The sequence below is a fragment of the Arthrobacter sp. 35/47 genome, assembly GCF_000520475.1.
GTDB lineage: Bacteria > Actinomycetota > Actinomycetes > Actinomycetales > Micrococcaceae > Arthrobacter_D > Arthrobacter_D subterraneus.
In genome coordinates this window covers 67309-85862 of the sequence record NZ_KI914613.1, presented here as the reverse complement: position 1 = coordinate 85862, position 18554 = coordinate 67309, and the positions used below count along the sequence as shown (strand labels likewise).

21 protein-coding genes are annotated in these 18554 nt (G+C 66.2%); 2 read left to right on the top strand and 19 right to left on the bottom strand.

Annotation, left to right across the window (positions count from 1 at the left end; translation table 11 throughout):
* The 4 genes from X803_RS19870 to rimP all read right to left on the bottom strand — a co-directional run.
* On the bottom strand, positions 1 to 461 hold a 461-nt coding region (locus tag X803_RS19870; protein ID WP_035778948.1), incomplete at its 3' end, for a translation initiation factor IF-2 N-terminal domain-containing protein.
* Positions 462 to 648: 187 nt separating this feature from the next.
* Positions 649 to 945 (bottom strand): YlxR family protein, encoded by a 297-nt coding sequence (locus X803_RS21550; protein ID WP_084033737.1) that lies wholly within the window; start codon positions 943 to 945, stop codon positions 649 to 651.
* A gap of 74 nt (positions 946 to 1019) precedes the next feature.
* Entirely contained in the window at positions 1020 to 1991 is a 972-nt protein-coding gene (gene nusA, locus X803_RS0112890; RefSeq protein ID WP_026545453.1) for a transcription termination factor NusA, read from the bottom strand.
* 29 nt (positions 1992 to 2020) lie between these two features.
* Positions 2021 to 2623, bottom strand: a complete 603-nt coding sequence (gene rimP, locus X803_RS19865) for a ribosome maturation factor RimP (protein WP_051470739.1) — start codon at positions 2621 to 2623, stop codon at positions 2021 to 2023.
* Positions 2624 to 2730: 107 nt separating this feature from the next.
* Here rimP and X803_RS0112880 point away from each other — a divergent pair, with 107 nt between their 5' ends.
* Together X803_RS0112880 and X803_RS0112875 are read left to right on the top strand one after the other, a co-directional pair.
* Positions 2731 to 3810 (top strand): DUF4439 domain-containing protein, encoded by a 1080-nt coding sequence (locus tag X803_RS0112880; RefSeq protein WP_026545452.1) that lies wholly within the window; start codon positions 2731 to 2733, stop codon positions 3808 to 3810.
* Positions 3811 to 3819: 9 nt separating this feature from the next.
* Positions 3820 to 4824, top strand: a complete 1005-nt coding sequence (locus X803_RS0112875; RefSeq protein WP_026545451.1) for an aminoglycoside phosphotransferase family protein — start codon at positions 3820 to 3822, stop codon at positions 4822 to 4824.
* A 24-nt stretch (positions 4825 to 4848) separates the two neighbouring features.
* On the opposite strand, the gene X803_RS0112870 is transcribed toward X803_RS0112875, so the two are convergent.
* The 15 genes from X803_RS0112870 to X803_RS19860 form a co-directional block, all read right to left on the bottom strand.
* Positions 4849 to 6648, bottom strand: coding sequence for a proline--tRNA ligase (locus X803_RS0112870; protein WP_026545450.1), 1800 nt, complete (start codon positions 6646 to 6648; stop codon positions 4849 to 4851).
* A gap of 110 nt (positions 6649 to 6758) precedes the next feature.
* Positions 6759 to 7559, bottom strand: a complete 801-nt coding sequence (locus tag X803_RS0112865; RefSeq protein ID WP_026545449.1) for a sensor domain-containing protein — start codon at positions 7557 to 7559, stop codon at positions 6759 to 6761.
* Positions 7556 to 8335: a GNAT family N-acetyltransferase gene (locus X803_RS0112860; RefSeq protein ID WP_343299631.1), complete on the bottom strand. Its 780-nt coding sequence runs from the start codon at positions 8333 to 8335 to the stop codon at positions 7556 to 7558. The genes X803_RS0112865 and X803_RS0112860 overlap by 4 nt, the downstream gene beginning before the upstream one ends.
* 67 nt (positions 8336 to 8402) lie before the next feature.
* On the bottom strand, positions 8403 to 9569 hold the full coding sequence (gene ispG, locus X803_RS0112855; protein ID WP_026545447.1) for a flavodoxin-dependent (E)-4-hydroxy-3-methylbut-2-enyl-diphosphate synthase: 1167 nt from the start codon (positions 9567 to 9569) through the stop codon (positions 8403 to 8405).
* Positions 9570 to 9635: 66 nt separating this feature from the next.
* A complete protein-coding gene (locus tag X803_RS0112850) occupies positions 9636 to 9932 on the bottom strand; it encodes a YciI family protein (protein WP_026545446.1) in 297 nt (98 codons plus the stop codon).
* A gap of 77 nt (positions 9933 to 10009) precedes the next feature.
* Positions 10010 to 10420: a hypothetical protein gene (locus X803_RS0112845; RefSeq protein ID WP_026545445.1), complete on the bottom strand. Its 411-nt coding sequence runs from the start codon at positions 10418 to 10420 to the stop codon at positions 10010 to 10012.
* Complete coding sequence (locus X803_RS0112840; RefSeq protein ID WP_026545444.1) at positions 10420 to 11028, bottom strand: MarR family transcriptional regulator; 609 nt, start codon at positions 11026 to 11028, stop codon at positions 10420 to 10422. The genes X803_RS0112845 and X803_RS0112840 overlap by 1 nt, the downstream gene beginning before the upstream one ends.
* Positions 11029 to 11093: 65 nt before the next feature.
* Positions 11094 to 12440: a M50 family metallopeptidase gene (locus tag X803_RS0112835; RefSeq protein ID WP_026545443.1), complete on the bottom strand. Its 1347-nt coding sequence runs from the start codon at positions 12438 to 12440 to the stop codon at positions 11094 to 11096.
* A gap of 27 nt (positions 12441 to 12467) precedes the next feature.
* Positions 12468 to 13673, bottom strand: a complete 1206-nt coding sequence (dxr, locus tag X803_RS0112830; RefSeq protein ID WP_026545442.1) for a 1-deoxy-D-xylulose-5-phosphate reductoisomerase — start codon at positions 13671 to 13673, stop codon at positions 12468 to 12470.
* A gap of 96 nt (positions 13674 to 13769) precedes the next feature.
* Positions 13770 to 14585, bottom strand: coding sequence for an HpcH/HpaI aldolase/citrate lyase family protein (locus X803_RS0112825; RefSeq protein ID WP_026545441.1), 816 nt, complete (start codon positions 14583 to 14585; stop codon positions 13770 to 13772).
* Positions 14578 to 15096 carry a MaoC family dehydratase gene (locus X803_RS0112820; RefSeq protein WP_026545440.1) on the bottom strand — a complete coding sequence of 173 codons (519 nt, stop codon included), beginning with the start codon at positions 15094 to 15096 and terminating at the stop codon, positions 14578 to 14580. Before X803_RS0112820 ends, X803_RS0112825 begins: the two co-directional genes overlap by 8 nt.
* Positions 15093 to 15839 carry a CoA transferase subunit B gene (locus X803_RS0112815; RefSeq protein WP_026545439.1) on the bottom strand — a complete coding sequence of 249 codons (747 nt, stop codon included), beginning with the start codon at positions 15837 to 15839 and terminating at the stop codon, positions 15093 to 15095. Before X803_RS0112815 ends, X803_RS0112820 begins: the two co-directional genes overlap by 4 nt.
* A 2-nt stretch (positions 15840 to 15841) precedes the next feature.
* Entirely contained in the window at positions 15842 to 16633 is a 792-nt protein-coding gene (locus X803_RS0112810) for a CoA transferase subunit A (protein WP_026545438.1), read from the bottom strand.
* A 41-nt stretch (positions 16634 to 16674) separates the two neighbouring features.
* Positions 16675 to 17838 carry an acyl-CoA dehydrogenase family protein gene (locus X803_RS0112805; RefSeq protein WP_026545437.1) on the bottom strand — a complete coding sequence of 388 codons (1164 nt, stop codon included), beginning with the start codon at positions 17836 to 17838 and terminating at the stop codon, positions 16675 to 16677.
* Positions 17835 to 18554 (bottom strand): acyl-CoA carboxylase biotin carboxyl carrier protein subunit (locus X803_RS19860; RefSeq protein ID WP_156930072.1); only part of this gene is annotated, 720 nt, incomplete at its 5' end. The genes X803_RS0112805 and X803_RS19860, both read right to left, overlap by 4 nt.

Genomic DNA, 18554 nt, shown 5'->3' with positions numbered 1-18554 from the left:
GACGGCCGCGCAGCTGCGGGCTTCGGGCCCGGCTTGCGGTCGGACGCTGCGTCGGAACCGGAACCGGAACCGGACTCGGTGCCCGTTCCGGTGTCTGTCTCGGCCTTGGGCGGCTCCGGTGCGGAGAACGCCGGGGCTGCCGGTGCCTGCTCGCGGGGAGCTTCGGGGGCCGGCGCTGCCGGCTTTTCCGGAGCGGGGGCCGGTGCGGCAGGGGCCGGACGCGGCGCTGCCGCCTTCGGTCCGGGCTGCGCGCCGCGGGCCGGCGCCGGAGGTGCTGATGCCGGTGCCTTGGCTGCTGCCGGGGCATCGGGGAAAGCGCCGCGAAGTTTCTTCACGACGGGCGCTTCAATGGTCGAGGATGCCGACCGGACGAATTCGCCCAGTTCCTGCAGCTTTGCTACTGCATCTTTCGAGGTGATTCCGAGCTCTTTGGCGAGCTCGTGTACGCGGACCTTGGCCACATTTCTCCTGTCTCGGTCCGCACCGAGTCAGGAGCGAACCGTCTAATTCCTACTGCAGACCCCAGCCGCCGAAGCAGCTGACGCGCCGATTGCAGAGCTCAACAGATTGTTCATCGTTGGGCACTCATCGCTGGGTACTCATCGGGTTTCCATCAGTTTTCTGACCCGCTTTCAGGGAGGACGGTGTTCATGCAGGAGGTTCCGATGTCGAAACTTCCTGAAGCGTGCGCAGCCAGTGCTCAACGCCCCGCGTATCCACTGCGCCCCGGAAGGCACGGTTGAACGCTTTGCGTTTGAGCGCAAGCTCCACACAGGACGGCCGGGGGTGCAACCAGGCACCCCTGCCCATTAGCCGACGGCGGAGATCCACCTCAGCGACGCTGACGCCGCCGTGGTTGACCGCTGACCATCGGACCAGGTTGGCTTTATCATCACGGCCTCGACAACCGATGCAGGTTCGAACCGGTTGGTGGCGTAACGACATAAGCCCTATCCATTCTAGCGCCATGCAGGTCGATATGGTGCATTGACCGATTACCGGGCAGCATGCCCGCTGTTTCAGGCCCCCGCCGCATCCGATGCGATATCGATCCGCCAACCGGTCAGCTTGGCGGCAAGCCGTGCGTTCTGGCCTTCCTTGCCGATGGCGAGGGACAACTGGTAGTCCGGGACGACCACCCTGGCGCTGCGGGTCTTCTCATCGGTGATGGTGACCGACGACACCCGCGAGGGCGACAGCGAGCTGGCAATGAAGGTTGCCGGATCATCGCTGTAGTCCACGATGTCGATTTTTTCGTCGTTCAGCTCGTTCATGACCGCGCGCACCCGTGAACCCATCTCACCGATGCATGCACCCTTCGCATTCACGCCGGGGACGTGGGCCACCACTGCGATCTTGGTGCGATGACCGGCTTCCCGCGCGAGGGCAACGATCTCCACGCTCTTGTCGGCGATCTCGGGAACCTCCAGCTCAAAAAGCTTCCGCACGAGGCCGGGGTGTGAACGCGACAGGGTGATCGACGGGCCCTTCATCCCACGGTGCACATCCACCACGTAGGCGCGCAGGCGTGTTCCGTGCAGATACTTCTCACCGGGAACCTGTTCCGGCGGCGGCAGCAGTGCTTCGACCGAACCGAGGTTCACCTGGATCATGTGGGGGTTGTTGCCCTGCTGGATCATCCCGGCGACCAGCTCGCCCTCCTTGCCGCGGAATTCACCGAGGATGTTGTCGTCCTCGGCGTCGCGCAGGCGCTGGAGGATGATCTGGCGTGCGGTGCTCGCTGCGATCCTGCCGAAACCGGTAGGGGTGTCGTCGTACTCCCCCACTGCCACGCCGTCGTCATCCAGTTCCGTGGCCCAGATGGTGACGTGGCCGGTTCGCCGGTCAAGCTCCGCCCGGGCCGTATCCTGCGCACCGGCAGTCTTGTGGTAGGCAACCAGCAGTGCCTGTTCGATCGTCGGGATCAGCAGATCCAGGGGGATCTCGCGTTCCCGTTCAAGTAGCCGCAGAGCGCTCATATCTATGTCCATTGGGGCCTCCTCAGCAACCAGCGGTGTAATCAGTCATTGTCGCCACCGGCATCCTCGGCATCAGCGTGGGCGAATTCAACCTGGACGGTACCCTTGCGGATCCTGTCATAGGGAATCTCCCGGTCTTCGCCGAACTTCGGCTTGGTGCCCTTCCTGACGGCAACCAGCGGTGTCAGGGTGACGGATGAGTCCGTGGCGTCCGTCAGCCGGCCCTGAAGCTCCTCACCGTCGAGGAGCCTCACGGCAACCAGCCTGCCGACATTCTTCCGCCAGTGGCGGGGCTGGGTCAGGGGGCGCGACACACCGGGAGAGGAAACCTCCAGGTTATAGGGACGCCCGTCATCTCCCGGGTCATTGTCGAGGGCATTGGAAACGCTCTGGGAGACCTCGGAAATCAGGTCCAGGCTCAACCCCTCCGGGCCGCCCTCCGGCAGGTCCACAACAACGTGCAGCGTCCGGTGACCGCCGATGATCCGGACTTCCACGTCTTCGAGGATGAGCGAGTGCTGCTCCACGGTGGGACGCAGGAATTCCCGAAGCCGCTCAGCTTCGGCTGCCGCGTCCCGGTGCGCGGGAGCCGCGTTCCGGCGGTGTGCGCCAGTGGTGGTTTGCTTGCCGGACCGAACCGCCATTGCCGCCTCCCGCTCGATGATCTTGTAGCTCCTACCCTAACGACTTTATGACAGCTCAGTGAATGGCACACGGAACCCTTCTGCGCATGGCATGATGATCGGTTGTGATGCAAGCGAAGGACCGTTCCGCCTCCACCGGCAGCGGCCTCGGTGGAGCAGCCCGGCATGCCCTTAGGACGTTCACCCTTCTGCTTGTGCTTCTGCTTGTGGCGTCCATCGGCCTGGTCATCGGCACAGGGTCTGACGAAGCCGAACCGAGTGCCACGGAGCTCGCCCTGGCAGAGGGATCCGCCGCCGCGCAGGCCCTCGCGGACACAGCAGCGACCCTCGAAGAAGCGTCGGCATCCGCCGACGCCGGGCCTTATGGCGCTTTGTCGGAGATGCTCCATCTGCACGCTGCTGCCCTGCGTCCGCCCGGAGAGACCACTGCCGCCCCATCCCCGATCTTCTCGGCTGCCGAACCCACAGCACCCGCGTCCCCGGCCACGGCCGGCCCCCCGGCGCCGGCGGACTTCCTCGCCGACCTGGAGGATTCCTACACCGCTGCTTTCGAGGCAGCGACTATTGCGGACCCCGGTCCCGCGCGCGTCCTCGCCTCGGCGGCAACGGCCCAATGGCTGTACAGCCGCACCCTCGCCCCTGCCGGGGATGCAGCAGTTCCTGCGATCCCCGTTCCGGAGGTCCGGTACGACGACGGCGCCCCCTCCTGCGCGGCGGGCACCACCCTGGAACCTGCACCCGGCATGGACGGCGTCCGTACGGCAGTGCTGGCCGAACAGCGCGCGTCCTACGCATATGAGGTCGCTGCTGCCCGCGCAGCGGATCCCGGGCAGCTCCTGCAGCGGATGGCACAGCACCGCGACGCGGGCGCCGGTGGCGCAGCCGTACTGGCACATCACTGCGTGGCGGAACCGTTGCCGGCGGCCGGGTATGAGCTGGCGGAGGAATTCCGTTCCGATCCGGACGGCGCCCTGCGGAAGCTTGAGGAGCAGCTTGTCGGCACCTACGCGGATCTGGTGGGGGTGAGCGCTCCAGGGCCGGTTCGTGAGTGGGCAATCCGGCAGCTGGCGGAAGCGGTGCACTACGTGTCCGGGTTGCCTGCCGCTGGGCCCGGGAGCGCTGCCTTCCCCGCCTTCCCCGGCATCGACCCGAGCGAGTATCCCCGGCTCATGGAGCCCGGCGGCTAGTCTTGGCTCGTGGACGCACGCGATATCGAGCTCCCGCTCAATCTGGCCCGGAAGGTGCTGAGCCTCCCGGGGGGCAGGGCCTGGCTGGACGGCTGGGCCGGCATCGCGAACCGCTACCTTGAAGAGTGGGACCTGACTCTTGACCTCGAACCGGGAGCCGGACCATGGAGCGGGCACTGCGCCGTCGTCCTCCCTGTTGCCTGCGCGGACGGGCGTCCGGGCGCGCTGAAAATCACCGCGCCGCATCCTGAGGCAGCCCCCGAACCGGACGCCCTGGCCCTGTGGGACGGCAACGGCGCCGTCGAACTCCTGAACAGCTCCCGGGATGACTTTGTGCTGCTGCTCGAACGGCTCGACGGCGACTCATCGCTGGCGGAGCTTCCGCTGGCCGAAACCACCGGTGTCTGGGGTGCGATTCTGCGCCGGTTGTCGATCACCCCGGCCGGGTCAGCCGGGTCCGGGACGTTCTGGAGTTCGCTTCCGTCGGTTGCCGGGCAGGCCGAACAGTGGACCGACACACTGCCGCTTGAGTGGGAAACCCTCGGCCGGCCCTTTGACCGCTGGCTGCTCGAATATGCGCTCGAGGTGTGCCAGGTGCACGGTGCGGTGGGCAGGCGCCGGAATGACGACGTGCTGGTGCACTCGGACCTTCACTACCTGAACATCCTGCCGGTTCCTGAGCAGCCCCGCCGATTCGTGGCGATCGATCCCAAGCCTGTCCTGGGGGACGCCGAGTTTGCGGTAGCCCCGATGCTCTGGAACCGGATCGGTGAACTCTCACCTGCGGACCCGGCCGCCCATCTGCGGGACCGCTGCACCGACCTGGCGTTGGCGGGCGGGCTGGACCCCATGCTTGCCCGGGACTGGTCGGTGGTCCGGGAAGTGGACAACGCGCTGGGATACCTGCGGGAGGGACTGACCGACGACGCCGCCAGGTCGCTCTGGGTGGCCAGCAACCTCCTGCGCAAACCGCTGGCGGACCTTCCGCCGGCAGCCCGGCTGTCTGCGCCCTGAACCGGCGTCAACAGCCGGCGCGCCTCAGGCGCTGACCAGAGCCTGCAGGTGGCCCGCGACCTCCTCCACAGGTACATTCTCGCTGGTGCCGGAAAGGCGGTCCTTGACCTCCACCACCCCATCGGCGAGCCCGCGGCCGACCACGACGATGGTGGGCACACCGATCAGCTCAGCGTCGCCGAACTTGACCCCGGGCGAGACCTTCTGCCGGTCGTCATACAGGACGGTCAGTCCCCTGCCCTCCAGCTCACCCGCAAGCTGCTCTGCGGCCGCGAAGATTTCCTCGCCCTTGCCCGTCGCCACCAGGTGGATATCGGCGGGCGCAACATTGCGCGGCCAGAGGATTCCCTTGTCATCGCGGTTGGATTCCACCAGCGCGGCAACCGCGCGCGTGACGCCGACGCCGTAGGAGCCCATGGTGACGGTGGTCAGTTTCCCGTTCTGGTCCAGCACCTTCAGGTGCAGGGCTTCGGCGTATTTGCGTCCGAGCTGGAAGATGTGGCCCATCTCGATTCCACGCCGGGTACGCAGCGGCCCGGAACCGTCCGGTGCCTCATCCCCGGCACGCACCTCGACGGACTCGATCACGCCGTCCCAGGTGAAGTCGCGGCCCGCAACCAGTCCGAAGACGTGCTTGCCGCGGACGTTGGCCCCCGTCACCCAGGTGGTGCCGGGAACCACCCGCGGATCGACCAGGAAGGTCAATCGCGTTGACCCCCTGGATCCCAGCACCGCCGTGTCGGCGCTCAGACCCGGCCCGATGTATCCCTTGACCAGTCCCGGGTGCTTCTTGAGGTCTTCATCGGTGGCCGCCTCGACCGACACCTCTCCGCTGACGGACAGGTGGCCGCCGATATTGGCCTCGATCCGCTTCAGGTCCACGTTCCGGTCGCCGGGTACACCGACCACCACGAGCTCGCGCTCCCCGGTGGGCAGGACGGCTACAAGTACAACGTTCTTGAGGGTGTCCGCAGCGGTCCACGCGCGGTCCGTGCGCGGCACGGCAGCGTTCGCGTGGTCCACCAGCGTTTCGATGGTGGGAGTGTCCGGTGTGTCGCGGACCTCAGCGGCGGGAGCGTCGTCGTAATCCATGTGGGGAGGGACCACGGTGGTGACCGCTTCCACATTGGCCGCGTATCCGCCGTCGGACACCACAAAGGTGTCCTCGCCGATCTCCGAAGGGTGCAGGAACTCCTCGCTCCGGGATCCGCCCATGGCCCCTGCGGTGGCGGCAACGGGGATGACCTCCAGCCCCAGGCGGGAGAAGATGCGCAGGTACGCCTCGCGGTGCAGCTCGTAGCTGCGTTCAAGGCCGGCATCATCGATGTCGAAGGAGTAGGAGTCCTTCATGATGAACTCGCGGCCGCGCAGCAGGCCGGCGCGGGGACGGGCTTCATCGCGGTACTTGGTCTGGATCTGGTACAGGCTGAGCGGAAGGTCCTTGTAGGAGTTGTAGAGGTCCTTGACCAGCAGCGTGAACATTTCCTCGTGGGTCGGTGCGAGGAGGTAGTCCGCTTCCTTCCGGTCCTTGAGGCGGAAGATCCCTTCGCCGTACTCGGTCCAGCGGTTGGTGGCCTCGTAGGGTTCCTTGGGCAGGAGCGCAGGGAAGTGAACCTCCTGCGCGCCGATTGCGTCCATCTCCTCGCGGATGATGGCCTCCACCCTGGCCAGGACCTTCAGGCCCAGCGGCAGCCAGCTGTAGATGCCCGGTGCGGCACGCCGGATGTAACCGGCACGCAGAAGCAGGCGGTGGCTTGCCACCTCAGCTTCGGCGGGATCTTCGCGCAGCGTGCGCAGGAAAAGAGTGGAGAGTCGAAGGACCACGCTTGGAATCCGTTTCTTTGGCACTTTCTGCCGCGGATCACAGGTGCTCGGCGGCAGCAACAACACCTACCAATCTAACCGGTCCGGCGGGCCGGCCGTGACACCCCCGTTCAGAGAACGCTGAGCTCCGCCACCACCAGGTCGGCCAGGCGCGCGGCCCGGGCGATATCGGCCTCGCGGTCGGTGGAAGCTCCGACCAGCACGTCGAGGACGGTGCTGCCCACAACAGCGCGGACCGTGACCGATTCCTGGATGGTCCCGGGAACCTGTGCGGTGGTGCGCAGGGCAAGGTCAGCGTCGGCAGCGGTGTCCACCACCATCTCGGACACGGTGGTGGTGATCTCCTGGCCCGAGACCACGATGGTGTACTCGGTGCACACGTCGAGCTGGGCCCGGATGGCTTCCACTTCCGCCCGTGCCGCCTCCTCCGAGGGGAGGCTGGCCAGGGTGAGGCTGTCCGGTTGGAGGGAGGATTCCCCGGCGAAGGTCATGGCGGCACCCGTGGCCTCGACGGCACGGTCTTCCGGCGCTGCTTCGGCGTAGACGTTGCATTCCTCGGGCGTCACCTCGATCTCCTCCGCGGAGCGGGCCCTCTCCTGGGCCGCGCGGAACTCGGCGTCGGGAATCACCTGTGCGTTCAGCGCCTCGGCCTCATTGACCGATTCCAGTACCGACCGCAACTGCTCGGCGGTTAGCTGGGGTCCGGTCCCCTCGGAAGGTCCGGGCGTCGCTGGAGCCGAGGGGGCTGCCGACTCGCTGACCGGAGCCCGCCCCGGAAGGTCATCAGCGGTCGGTCCGCCGGTGCAGCCTGCTACCGCCAGGAGGGCGGCAAGCCCGCACGCGAAGGACGCAATACTTCTGCCGGCCGGCTTCCCGGAGCGGCTGATGGCGGGGAGGTTCGGAGGTGTCAAAAGAGCACTGTCGCAAACTCGCCTGCCCTGACAAAACCGACAGTCCGGTACAGGGCCAGGGCGCGCGTATTGAAGGAGTTGACGTAGAGACTCGCGACGGGAGCAAGTTTGAGGGCCTCGTCCACTACCGCCGACATGTAGCCGGCAGCAAGGCCCTGCCCCCGGTAGTCCGGGTTGACCCAGACGCCCTGGATCTGTGCGGTGCTGGCCGAAACGGTGCCGAGTTCCGCCTTGAAAATCACCCGGCCATCGCCATCGAAATCCACCAGGGAGTGCCGCCGGCGGATCAGGCTCGCCACGCGCCGCCGGTAGTGTTCCCCGCCGCCCACATACGGCGAGTACCCGACTTCTTCCTCGAACATCGCCGCACAGGCGGGCAGGATCTGCTCCAGCTCGTGCGGTTCGGTGTGCCTGAGGGTAGCGGCCGGAGGGACCGGAGAGGCCTGGCGGATTTCCAGGAGGGGCTGTTGAGCGCGGACGTCAAACGGTTCGGGGCTGAACGTCCTCAGGGTGGACCAGAGTCCCAGCACGCTCGTGGCCGGACCAAAGATGGAGGAGAACCGGCGTCCACTCTCTCCGAGGAGCGCTCCGAGTGCTGCGGCGTCGTCCCCGGTCATGCCGATCGGAACGAGGTTGACGCCGGTCCAGCACGCGGAGGCCATCCGCGAGTCATGGAAGGCGCCGATCACCTCGCCGCCGGAGGACGACGGCGCGGCGGTACCGGAAGCTTCGAGGTGCGCGGCCATGAAGACATTGGCCGTGCTGTCCGAGTTCACCAGGTCCCAGAGCTGGGAGGTGTCTTTCCCGCCGAGCGTCCGAAACTCGACTCCGCCCGCGGACTGCCTAGCGGACGGTAACCACGGGGCTACCCGAGCCAGCAGTTTCGCCATCGGCTTCGCCCATCTCTTCGGCAATCCTCATTGCTTCCTCAATGAGTGTCTCAACAATCTGGTCTTCAGGAACAGTCTTGATGACTTCTCCCTTGACAAAGATCTGGCCCTTTCCGTTGCCGGAGGCCACCCCGAGGTCCGCTTCACGAGCCTCCCCCGGACCGTTCACCACGCAGCCCATGACGGCGACCCGCAGTGGAACTTCCATCCCCTCCAGGCCTGCGGTCACCTGATCCGCGAGCGTATACACATCCACCTGTGCGCGGCCGCACGAGGGGCAGGAGACGATCTCGAGTTTGCGGGGGCGGAGGTTGAGCGACTGCAGGATCTGGTTGCCGACCTTGATTTCCTCAACCGGAGGGGCTGAGAGTGACACGCGGATAGTGTCGCCGATCCCCTTGGACAGGAGCGCGCCGAAGGCCGTGGCCGACTTGATGGTGCCCTGGAAGGCGGGCCCGGCCTCAGTGACGCCGAGGTGCAGGGGCCAGTCGCCGCGTTCGGCGAGCAGTTCATAGGCGCGCACCATGATCACCGGGTCATTGTGCTTGACCGAGATCTTGAAGTCATGGAAATCGTGCTCCTCGAAGAGGGACGCTTCCCAGACAGCCGACTCCACGAGGGCCTCGGGCGTTGCCTTGCCGTACTTTTCCATCAGGCGCGGGTCGAGGGAGCCTGCGTTGACGCCGATCCTGATCGATGTTCCGGCGGCCTTGGCAGCGGCGGCGATTTCCTTCACCTGGTCATCGAACTTCCGGATGTTGCCCGGGTTGACGCGGACGGCAGCACAGCCGGCGTCGATCGCCGCGAAAACATACTTGGGCTGGAAGTGGATATCCGCGATCACCGGGATCTGCGACTTCCGCGCAATGATGGGCAGCGCCTCGGCGTCGTCGGCCGAGGGGCAGGCCACCCGGACAATGTCGCAACCGGAGGCTGTCAGCTCAGCGATCTGCTGCAGGGTGGCGTTGATGTCCGTGGTGGGGGTTGTGGTCATGGACTGCACGCTGATCGGCGAGTCCGAGCCCACGCCCACGGACCCGACCTTGATCTGGCGGGTCTTCCGCCGTGGCGCCAGGGTGGGCGGCGGGGCGGCGGGCATTCCGAGGTTGACCGAGGTCAAGGCTTCCTCCAGGGATAGGTTCGTGGCCGGACGGCACGGTGGGAATTGCTGGTTGCCGCGGTGCGGCTAGCGGTCCGCATGCTCGGCGAGAACCCCGATGACAGGGTTCCACTGCGTTGTCTTGACTGCTGAAATGACTCCCGCGGCGGCAAACGGATCCTGCTTCAGGAGATCGTTCAGTTCAGCTTCATTGTCCGCCACAAACAGCAGCAGCGCTCCTGCGTTGTCCACGAAGGGGCCGGAAGCGAGAACGTTTCCCCGGCTGACGAGCTCGTTCAACCATTCCCGATGTGCTGGGCGGTGCTCATCCCGATCGGCTGCGGATTCGGCACCGTAAACATACTCGACTGCGAAAACACTCATGCATCTAAGCCTATCGCCTATCGGTAGGGACCCGGTGCGAGCGACGCGAGCCCTGGGGGCCGATAGGCGATACGTGATCAGAGCAGATAAACGGCTGTGAGACCCGCTACCGCGCAGGCCCACAGGAGGGACGTCAGGGTACCGATGATGAACCGTTCGGAGGCGGCGGGTGTTTCCTTCAATTCGGCGTAGCGCCCCAGACCCTTGATGGCGACAACGTAGGCGATGGCCACCGGCTCGTTCAGGAGAATCGCGAGCGCAACCGCCGTCCGTTCGAGGATGCCGATGACGAGGCCACCTCGGAGCACCCCCGGAGTATCCGGTGCCGCCTCATCGAGTGCCGCCCCCGTTTCCGGAGCCGCCTCATCATCGACGGCGAGGGCCTTCTGCTCATCCACCGCACGTGCCAGGCGAAGCACGGCCAGCGTAATGGGCGAGCCGAGGGCGCCTGCCACCACGAGCGCCAGGGCTCCCCAAAGAATCTCCATCAGCGTGTATCCCCGTCTTCCACCTGGTCTGCCAGGTGCAACAATACGTGGGCTGCCGGCCGGGCGGCCCATTCCTCGATCCAGGCGGCACGGAAGACGGCCTTGCTCACCGCCTGCGGGCTGATGTCCAGCGCACGGGCCACCGCGGACTGGCTTCCTCTCTGCTGCGGCTCAAGGAGATCGAGGATGCGCCACTCCGCCTCGGACCGGTTCATGACAAAGCGACCGATGAGCGCCAGCACCCCTTCCGCCTCAGCAGCGCCAGCCGGACCTTCCACGGCCAGCGGCGCGCGGTCACCGGTTTTCTTGGCGCGCTCGACGGCGGCGCGCGCCGCCACGAAGGCACTCCCCCTTCCCTCGCGCGGCGTTGCGGGAAGTGGAAGCTCGACGGTTCCGATCCCGATGCCGACGTACCAGCCCCCGCCGCGCAGGCACCGCAGCGCTGCATCGACAACCTCTTCCGGCGACGCCAGCACGCCCTGCAGCTCGTCACCTACCGAGCGTTCGAAAGGAATTGATGTCGGCACATCGGCCAGCTGCTCGAGCAGTTCCGGAACGCGGTCAGGCTCGTGGGTGCTGTTCCGCTGGTCCACTGTCAGAACGTACATGTTTCAACCTTAGAAGGTTGATTTACAAAGATCAACCGTTTCTGGCTGAAGTATGAAAGTCAACCTCACCCAAACAGGTCGACGGGCTTGACGATGTCGGCGTAAATCAGGAGCGCCCCCATGCCCATGAGAAGGATCGCCACGACGTAGGTGACCGGCAACAGCTTGGCCATATCGATCGGCCCGGGATCCGGCCGCTGAAACAGTTTCGACACACCGCGGCGCAGCCCTTCCCACAGCGCACCCGCCACGTGACCGCCGTCAAGGGGCAACAGCGGGATGAGGTTGAAAACGAACAGCGCCAGGTTCACACCGCCCACCAGCCCCACGAGCGTGGCCGCGCGCGCTTCGAACGGAATCTCCTCCATCGCGGAAACCTCACCGGCGATCCGCCCCACGCCGACCACGCTGATGGGGCCTTCCGGGTCCCGGGGAGCGTCGGAGAATGCAGCCTCGGCGACCTGGGCTACGCGCTGGGGCAGATTGAGCACCACGCCGGTAACCCGGACGAGACTCTCTCCCACCGCCGGCATCACTTCGGACGCGGGCTGCGGCACCAGTTCCTGCCGGGACCCCACGCCGATGAAACCGACGTCCTGCATGACGGGAGTGCCGTCGTCGTTCAGTTTGGCGCGGCCGTCAACGTCCGGGACCGGGCGCTCGGTCAGCAGCGGTTCAATGGTTGCGGTGATCGTGTCTCCGTCACGGAGGTAGCTGATGGACACTTCCTGCCCGGCGGCGTCACGGATCCAGGAGGACAGTTCCGTCCAGCTGGTGACCTCGCGCCCGTCGAAGGACAGGATGCGGTCCCCCGGCTGGAGGCCCGCCTCGAAGGCGGGGGCTGCCGGGTCTCCGGGTCCGCAGTCGGTTTGCCCGGTTTCCTGCTGCTGATCGGCCGGGACAACACACTTGTACACCTCCGAGACGGTGGTGGTGGGCTGTGCTGATCCGAATCCCATGATGAGGATGGCGAACATGATGATGCCGATCAGGAGGTTCATCAGTGGGCCGCCGAGCATGATCACGATGCGCTTCCAGATGGGAAGCTTGTAGAACACCCGGTTGTCATCTCCGGGTTGAAGCTGTTCGGCCGCTGCCCGGCGTGCGTCCGCGGCGAGCTGCTGGAACATGCCGGTGCTGGACTGGCGGACAGTGCCGCCGTCGGGCGTTTTTGCCGGCGGGAACATGCCGATCATCGAGACGTACCCACCCAGCGGCAGCGCTTTGACCCCGTATTCGGTTTCACCCCTGCGCCTGGAGAAGATGGTGGGCCCGAACCCGATCATGTACTGCGTGACCCGGACCCTGAAGAGCTTGGCGGGTACCAGGTGGCCCACTTCATGCAGCGCGATGGACGCCGCGATACCGACGGCCACAAACAGCACGCCGGCGATGAACAGCACAATGGTCACTCGTCAGTTCCTTCTCGGTGGGTAGTTTCAGTCCTGGAAGCCACAACGAATCCGCGCGCTGCGTCGTGCCCAGTTCTCGGCGTCGAGCACTGCCTGGAGTGTGAGGTCTGCTTCATCGGTGTGGTTTTCCACCACGGCGCGGACGGTGTCAACGATGTCCGGAAAGCCGATCCGGCCGGCGTGGAAGGCGGCCACCGCCTCTTCATTCGCCGCGTTGTAGACCGCCATGAAAGTGCCGCCGCGGGCTGCCGCATCCTTGGCGAGCGCGACTGCGGGGAACGCCTCCTGATCCAGCGGCTCGAACGTCCAGGCGGTGGCCTGGCTCCAGTCACACCCGGCGGCGGCACCGCTCACCCGGTGTGGCCAGCCCATCCCCAGAGCGATGGGCAGCCGCATATCGGGCGGGGACGCCTGGGCGATGGTGGACCCGTCATGGAACTCGACCATTGAGTGCACCACCGACTGGGGATGGACGACGACGTCGATCCGGTCCAGTGGAATGTCGAACAGCAGGTGTGCCTCGACCACTTCCAGGGCCTTGTTCACCATGGTGGCCGAGTTGGTGGTGACCATCAGCCCCATGTCCCAGGTGGGGTGAGCGAGTGCCTCAGTGGGGGTGACCGATTCCATTTCAGCGCGGGTTCGTCCGCGGAACGGTCCGCCGGACGCGGTGAGGATCAGCCTGCGCACCTCGTCAGGAGTTCCGGACCGCAGTGCCTGGGCGATCGCGGAGTGCTCCGAGTCAACGGGAACGATCTGCCCGGGACCGGCGGCATCCTTCACCAGCTGGCCGCCGACGATGAGCGATTCCTTGTTGGCCAGCGCCAGCAGGTGGCCCTGCTTCAGCGCTGCGAGGGTCGGTGCCAGGCCGATGGAACCGGTGATGGCATTCAGTACGACGTCGGCTTCCGGGCTGGCTGCCAGGCGTGCGGAAGCGTCAGGCCCAGTGAGAATGTCCGGGCGGTAGCCGGGCTTGCCTGCTTTTTCCGCTGCTTTCGCGATGGCAGCTTCCAGCTCCTGCTCAGAACCGCTGGCCGCTGCCACTGCCGGGGCATCCGACTCCACGGCCTGCTCTGCCAGCAGCGCCAGATTGGACCCGCCGGCGGAGAGACCTGCAACGGTGAACAAATGGGGCGACTGGGCGATGACGTCGAGGGCCTGGGCGCCGATCGAGCCGGTGGAACCGAGAATAATGACGCGGCGAGGACCGGACTGGGCTCGTGGGTACTCCATTCCTCCAGTATTGCGTACCCCTCCCCCTGCGTTGAGTTGGCAGCCTCCGGGCAGCGCTGCCAAATCAACGCAGCAGACTCAACGCAAGGCGGAGCCTCAGCCCTTGTGCCCCGCCCGGCGCAGGGTCTGCTCGGCATGCCTCAGGATCGGCCCATCGACCATCTTGCCGCGGAACGTGAAGACTCCACCCTCGTGCTGCGCTGCCGCAAGCAATTCGCGGGCAAACTGTTCCTCCTCAGCCGAAGGCCGGTACGCCTCGCGGATCACCGGCACCTGGCTGGGATGGATACAGGCTTTCAGGCCGAAACCGGAAGCGACGGCGTCGCGCGCTTCGGCAGCGAGCCCACCGAGGTCCGGAATATTGACGTACACGGCATCGACAGCGTGCTTGCCCGCGGCCGCGGCCGCCAGGAGCACCGTGGAACGGGCGTGCAGCGCAATATCGCGGTAGCCGCCGTCGTCCGTGCGGCTGGCTGTACCGCCCAGGGAAGCAACGAGGTCCTCGGCACCCCACATGAGCGCGACGACGTTGGGTTCCTCCGCCAGTTCCGTTGCCTTCAGCACGCCACGGGCGGTCTCACAGAGTGCCACCACATCGAACCCGCTGAGCGCCCACAGGTCCTCACGGCCCTCAGCCTTGGCCAGTATGATGGTCCGGTAGCGAGTATCCCGAAGTGCCTGCAGATCGAGAGCGAAGTCATGGCTCTGGGCCGGATTCACCCGCACAATGGTTTTCGCAGGGTCAAGCGGATGCGAAATCAGCGCTTCTCGCGCGGCAGCCTTGGCCCCGGGCGCCACCGCATCCTCAAGGTCAAGGATGACGGCGTCGGAACGCTCGGCTGCCTTGCTGAACCGTTCCGGGCGGTCTGCGGGACAGAAGAGCAGGGCCGGTCCCATGGCGAAATCAGTCATGGACGTGTTCTCCCTCCCCGTGCGCAACCCTGTTCCACATCAACACCGTCCGGGTAGCCAGCGCCACCACCTCGCCGTGCTGGTTGCGGCCGGTATGGGTCATTGTCACCAGTCCCTGCCCGGGGCGGGACTTTGACGGCCGCTTCTCGGTGATCTCGGTCTCCGTATACAGGGTGTCGCCGTGGAACAGCGGCTGGGGAAATGACACATCCGTCAGGCCAAGCTGCGCCACGATGGTTCCCTGGGTGAGCTGGGTGACCGACTGCCCGACGACGGTGGCCAGCGTCAGCATCGAGTTCACCAGCCGCTGGCCGAAGGGCTGCTCGCCGCTCCACGCCGCATCGAGGTGCAGGGCCTGCGTGTTCATGGTCATGGTGGTGAACAGGACGTTGTCCGCCTCCGTGATCGTCCGGCCCGGACGGTGCGCATACACCACGCCGGTCTCCAGCTCGTCATAGTAGAGCCCGCGCTGTTCAACGACCCGCTGTTCAGTCACGCCGTGTTCAGTCATACGGTCAGTTCCTGGTCTTCCTCGAACAGCTCGGCGCCGGTGGCTGCCGCCACATCGTCAATGGACACGTTGGGGGCCAGCTCGCGCAGGACCAGCCTGGACTGGCCGCCCTCGGCAACGACGTCAATCACGGCGAGGTCCGTGATGATCCGGTCCACGCAGCCCTTGCCCGTAAGCGGCAGCGTGCATTGTTCCACGATCTTGGGCCTGCCGTTCCGGTCCACATGCTCCATCATCACAATGACCTTTTTGGCTCCGAAGACCAGGTCCATCGCGCCGCCCATGCCCTTGACCATCTTGCCCGGAATCATCCAGTTGGCGAGGTCCCCGTTCGCGGCCACCTCCATGGCGCCCAGCACGGCCACGTCCACGTGTCCACCCCGGATCATGCCGAAGGACAGGGCGGAGTCGAAAAACGCCGCACCATTGTTGACGGTGACCGTCTCCTTGCCCGCGTTGATCAGGTCCGGGTCGACCTCGTCCTCGCCCGGGTAGGGTCCGACGCCGAGGATCCCGTTCTCGGAGTGGAGCACCACTTCCACGCCGGCGGGAATGTAGTTGGGGATCAGGGTGGGCATCCCGATCCCGAGGTTGACGTACTGGCCGTTGCTGAGCTCCTGCGCCACGCGGGCGGCGAGTTCGTTCCGCGTCCAGCCCTTGCCCTCGGGATGCGACACTGCAGCGCGCCGGTACTCGGAACGGACGCCTTCCGGGCGGGGAGCCTGCGGGCTGTTCGGATCCATGGTTATGCTCCTGCCTGTTCGGTGGTGCCGGCCGCCGACGGAGCGGACAGTGCCACCGTCCGCTTCTCGATGCGCTTTTCGGTGTTCGGTGCGTGGACCACACGCTGTACAAAGATGCCCGGCGTATGGATGTGCTCCGGATCGAGCTCGCCCGGCTCAACCAGTTCCTCGACCTCGGCGATGGTGATCCGGCCGGCCTGGGCACAGAGCGGATTGAAGTTCATCGCGGTGGCGTGGAACACGAGGTTGCCGTGGCGGTCACCCTTCCAGGCATGAACCAGCGCGAAGTCGGGGTTCACCGACTCCTCCAGCACGTAATCCTGTCCGCCGAACTCCCGCACTTCCTTGGGGGACGAGGCAATGGCGATGTTGCCGGCGTCGTCATACTTCTGCGGCAGGCCGCCCTCGCTCACCTGCGTCCCCACCCCCGCCGTCGTGTAGAAGGCGGGGATGCCGGCCCCGCCGGCACGCAGCTTCTCCGCCAGCGTGCCCTGCGGGGTCAGCTCCACCTCGAGTTCACCCGCAAGGTACTGGCGGGCGAACTCCTTGTTTTCGCCGACGTAGGAGCTGATGGTGCGGCGGATCCGGTGGTCGTCCAGCAGCCGTCCTAGCCCCCAACCGTCCACACCGCAGTTGTTGCTGATGGTCTCCAGCCCGGAGGTGCCCTGCTCGTGCAGGGCGTCGATGAGCGCCACGGGAATACCGCAGAGCCCAAACCCGCCGACGGCCAGGGACGCCCCGTCCGGGATGTCCGCTACGGCCTCGGCTGCTGAGGCGACGACTTTGTCTATCACTGCTTCTCCCTCATAAATCGATCAGCTCGGTGGCTGGGTGATCAGAGCCCAAGTTCACGGGCGATGAGCATCAGCTGCACTTCGGTGGTTCCCTCTCCGACCTCAAGGATCTTCGAGTCACGATAGTGGCGGGACACCGTGAACTCGTTGATGAACCCGTAGCCGCCGAAAATCTGGGTGGCGTCACGGGCGTTGTCCATCGCTGCCTCGCCTGCGACCAGCTTAGCGATCGACGCCTGCGTCTTGAACGGCTTGCCTGCCAGCATGCGCGCCGCGGCGTCATAGTAGGCGAGGCGTGCAGTGTGCGCGCGTGCCTGCATCCGTGCGATCTTGAACTGGATGGACTGGTAGGCGCCGATGTTGGAACCGAACGCCTGCCGCTCCTTCGCATAGCGAATGGACTGCTCCACGCAGCCCTGCGCCGCACCGGTGGCAAGCGCCGCAATGGCAATGCGGCCCTCGTCCAGGATCTGGAGGAAGTTCGCGTAGCCGCGCCCCCGCGTCCCGAGCAGGTTCGCCTCCGGCACCCGGACATCCTTGAGGGTGAGGGGGTGGGTATCCGAGGCGTTCCAGCCGACCTTGTTGTAGGCCTTCTCTGCGGTGAAGCCGGGCGTGTCGGTAGGCACGAGGATGGTGGAGATCTCCTTCTTCACCGATCCGTCTTCCCGGGTGGCGGTGTCCGTGACCGCTGTGACGGTCACCAGCCGGGTGATGTCGGTCCCGGAGTTGGTGATGAACTCCTTGGTGCCGTTGATGACCCATTCACCGTCTACCAGCTTCGCGTTGGTCTTGGTTCCCGACGCATCGGAGCCGGCCTCGGACTCCGTCAGCCCGAACCCGGCGAGCGCCTCACCGCTGGTGAGGGAGGGCAGCCACTGCTGCTTCTGTTCCTCGGTGCCGAACCGGTAGATGGGCATGGCGCCCAGCGAGACGCCCGCCTCGAGGGTGATGGCCACGGACTGGTCCACGCGCGCCAGCTGCTCCAGGGCCAGGCAGAGCGCAAAGTAGTCTCCGCCCATGCCGCCGTATTCCTCGGGGAACGGAAGCCCGAACAAGCCCATCTCGCCCATCTGGGCGATCACCTCGTACGGGAAGCTGTGCTCCTCGTCGTGTTTGGCGGACACCGGTGCGACGACGCTGTCGGCGAAGTCGCGGACGGCCGCCACCAGGTCCTGGTATTCCTGGCTCAGTTCGAAATTCATTATGCGGGTTCTTCCTGTTCTGGAGGGATGGAACCGGCGGCGGCAGGATCTTCTGCGCCGTCGGACGGTTGGGGGTGGATGCGGGCGACAACCTGGTTCGCGGAGACGAGGTCACCGGGGCTGAGGGAGATGGCGACGGTGCCCGTCACCGCGGCGGTGAGCTGGTGCTCCATCTTCATTGCTTCGACGCTGAGCAGGACCTGACCCTCCTCCACCAGATCGCCGTCGGACACCTTCACGGTGATCACCGTCCCCGGCATCGGCGAGCGCACTTCCGGGTCCGCCGCCCCCTCGCTGCGGGCAATCGAAGAAAGCTGCGCCTCAAGCACTTCCTCGCGGGCCAGCAGCCGGACGGGCTGGGACCACCCGGCGTCCGTCAGCCAGAGTGTGGAACCGGCCCGAGTCAGCCGGGCAGCCAGGCTCACTCCGTCGACGACGGCGCGCAGCGGCTCTGTTTCCCCGCTTCCCCACAGCCAGCTCACCTCGAAGCGCCTGCCGTCGACGTCAACGACGCTGTGGGTGCCATGGCTGTGCGCTCCATTGCGGAGGACGAGGACTGTGCGCGCCGGGCCGTTCCCGACCGCGAGATGTACCGGCATTGCGGCGTGCGCTCCGCCGACCCGCCACCCGTCCCCGGAATGCCACGGGGAAGCAGCCTCCCTACGGCTACTCACAGCGCCGGCCGGCGCAGCACCGGACAGTACGACGGCGGCCGCGGC

Coding starts and splice junctions, on each gene's coding strand:
- X803_RS21550 (WP_084033737.1), bottom strand. CDS start 945: ATGTCGTTACGCCACCAACCGGTTCGAACCTGCATCGGTTGTCGAGGC.
- nusA (WP_026545453.1), bottom strand. CDS start 1,991: ATGGACATAGATATGAGCGCTCTGCGGCTACTTGAACGGGAACGCGAG.
- rimP (WP_051470739.1), bottom strand. CDS start 2,623: ATGGCGGTTCGGTCCGGCAAGCAAACCACCACTGGCGCACACCGCCGG.
- X803_RS0112880 (WP_026545452.1), top strand. CDS start 2,731: ATGCAAGCGAAGGACCGTTCCGCCTCCACCGGCAGCGGCCTCGGTGGA.
- X803_RS0112850 (WP_026545446.1), bottom strand. CDS start 9,932: ATGAGTGTTTTCGCAGTCGAGTATGTTTACGGTGCCGAATCCGCAGCC.
- X803_RS0112845 (WP_026545445.1), bottom strand. CDS start 10,420: ATGGAGATTCTTTGGGGAGCCCTGGCGCTCGTGGTGGCAGGCGCCCTC.
- X803_RS0112840 (WP_026545444.1), bottom strand. CDS start 11,028: ATGTACGTTCTGACAGTGGACCAGCGGAACAGCACCCACGAGCCTGAC.
- dxr (WP_026545442.1), bottom strand. CDS start 13,673: ATGGAGTACCCACGAGCCCAGTCCGGTCCTCGCCGCGTCATTATTCTC.
- X803_RS0112825 (WP_026545441.1), bottom strand. CDS start 14,585: ATGACTGATTTCGCCATGGGACCGGCCCTGCTCTTCTGTCCCGCAGAC.
- X803_RS0112820 (WP_026545440.1), bottom strand. CDS start 15,096: ATGACTGAACACGGCGTGACTGAACAGCGGGTCGTTGAACAGCGCGGG.
- X803_RS0112815 (WP_026545439.1), bottom strand. CDS start 15,839: ATGGATCCGAACAGCCCGCAGGCTCCCCGCCCGGAAGGCGTCCGTTCC.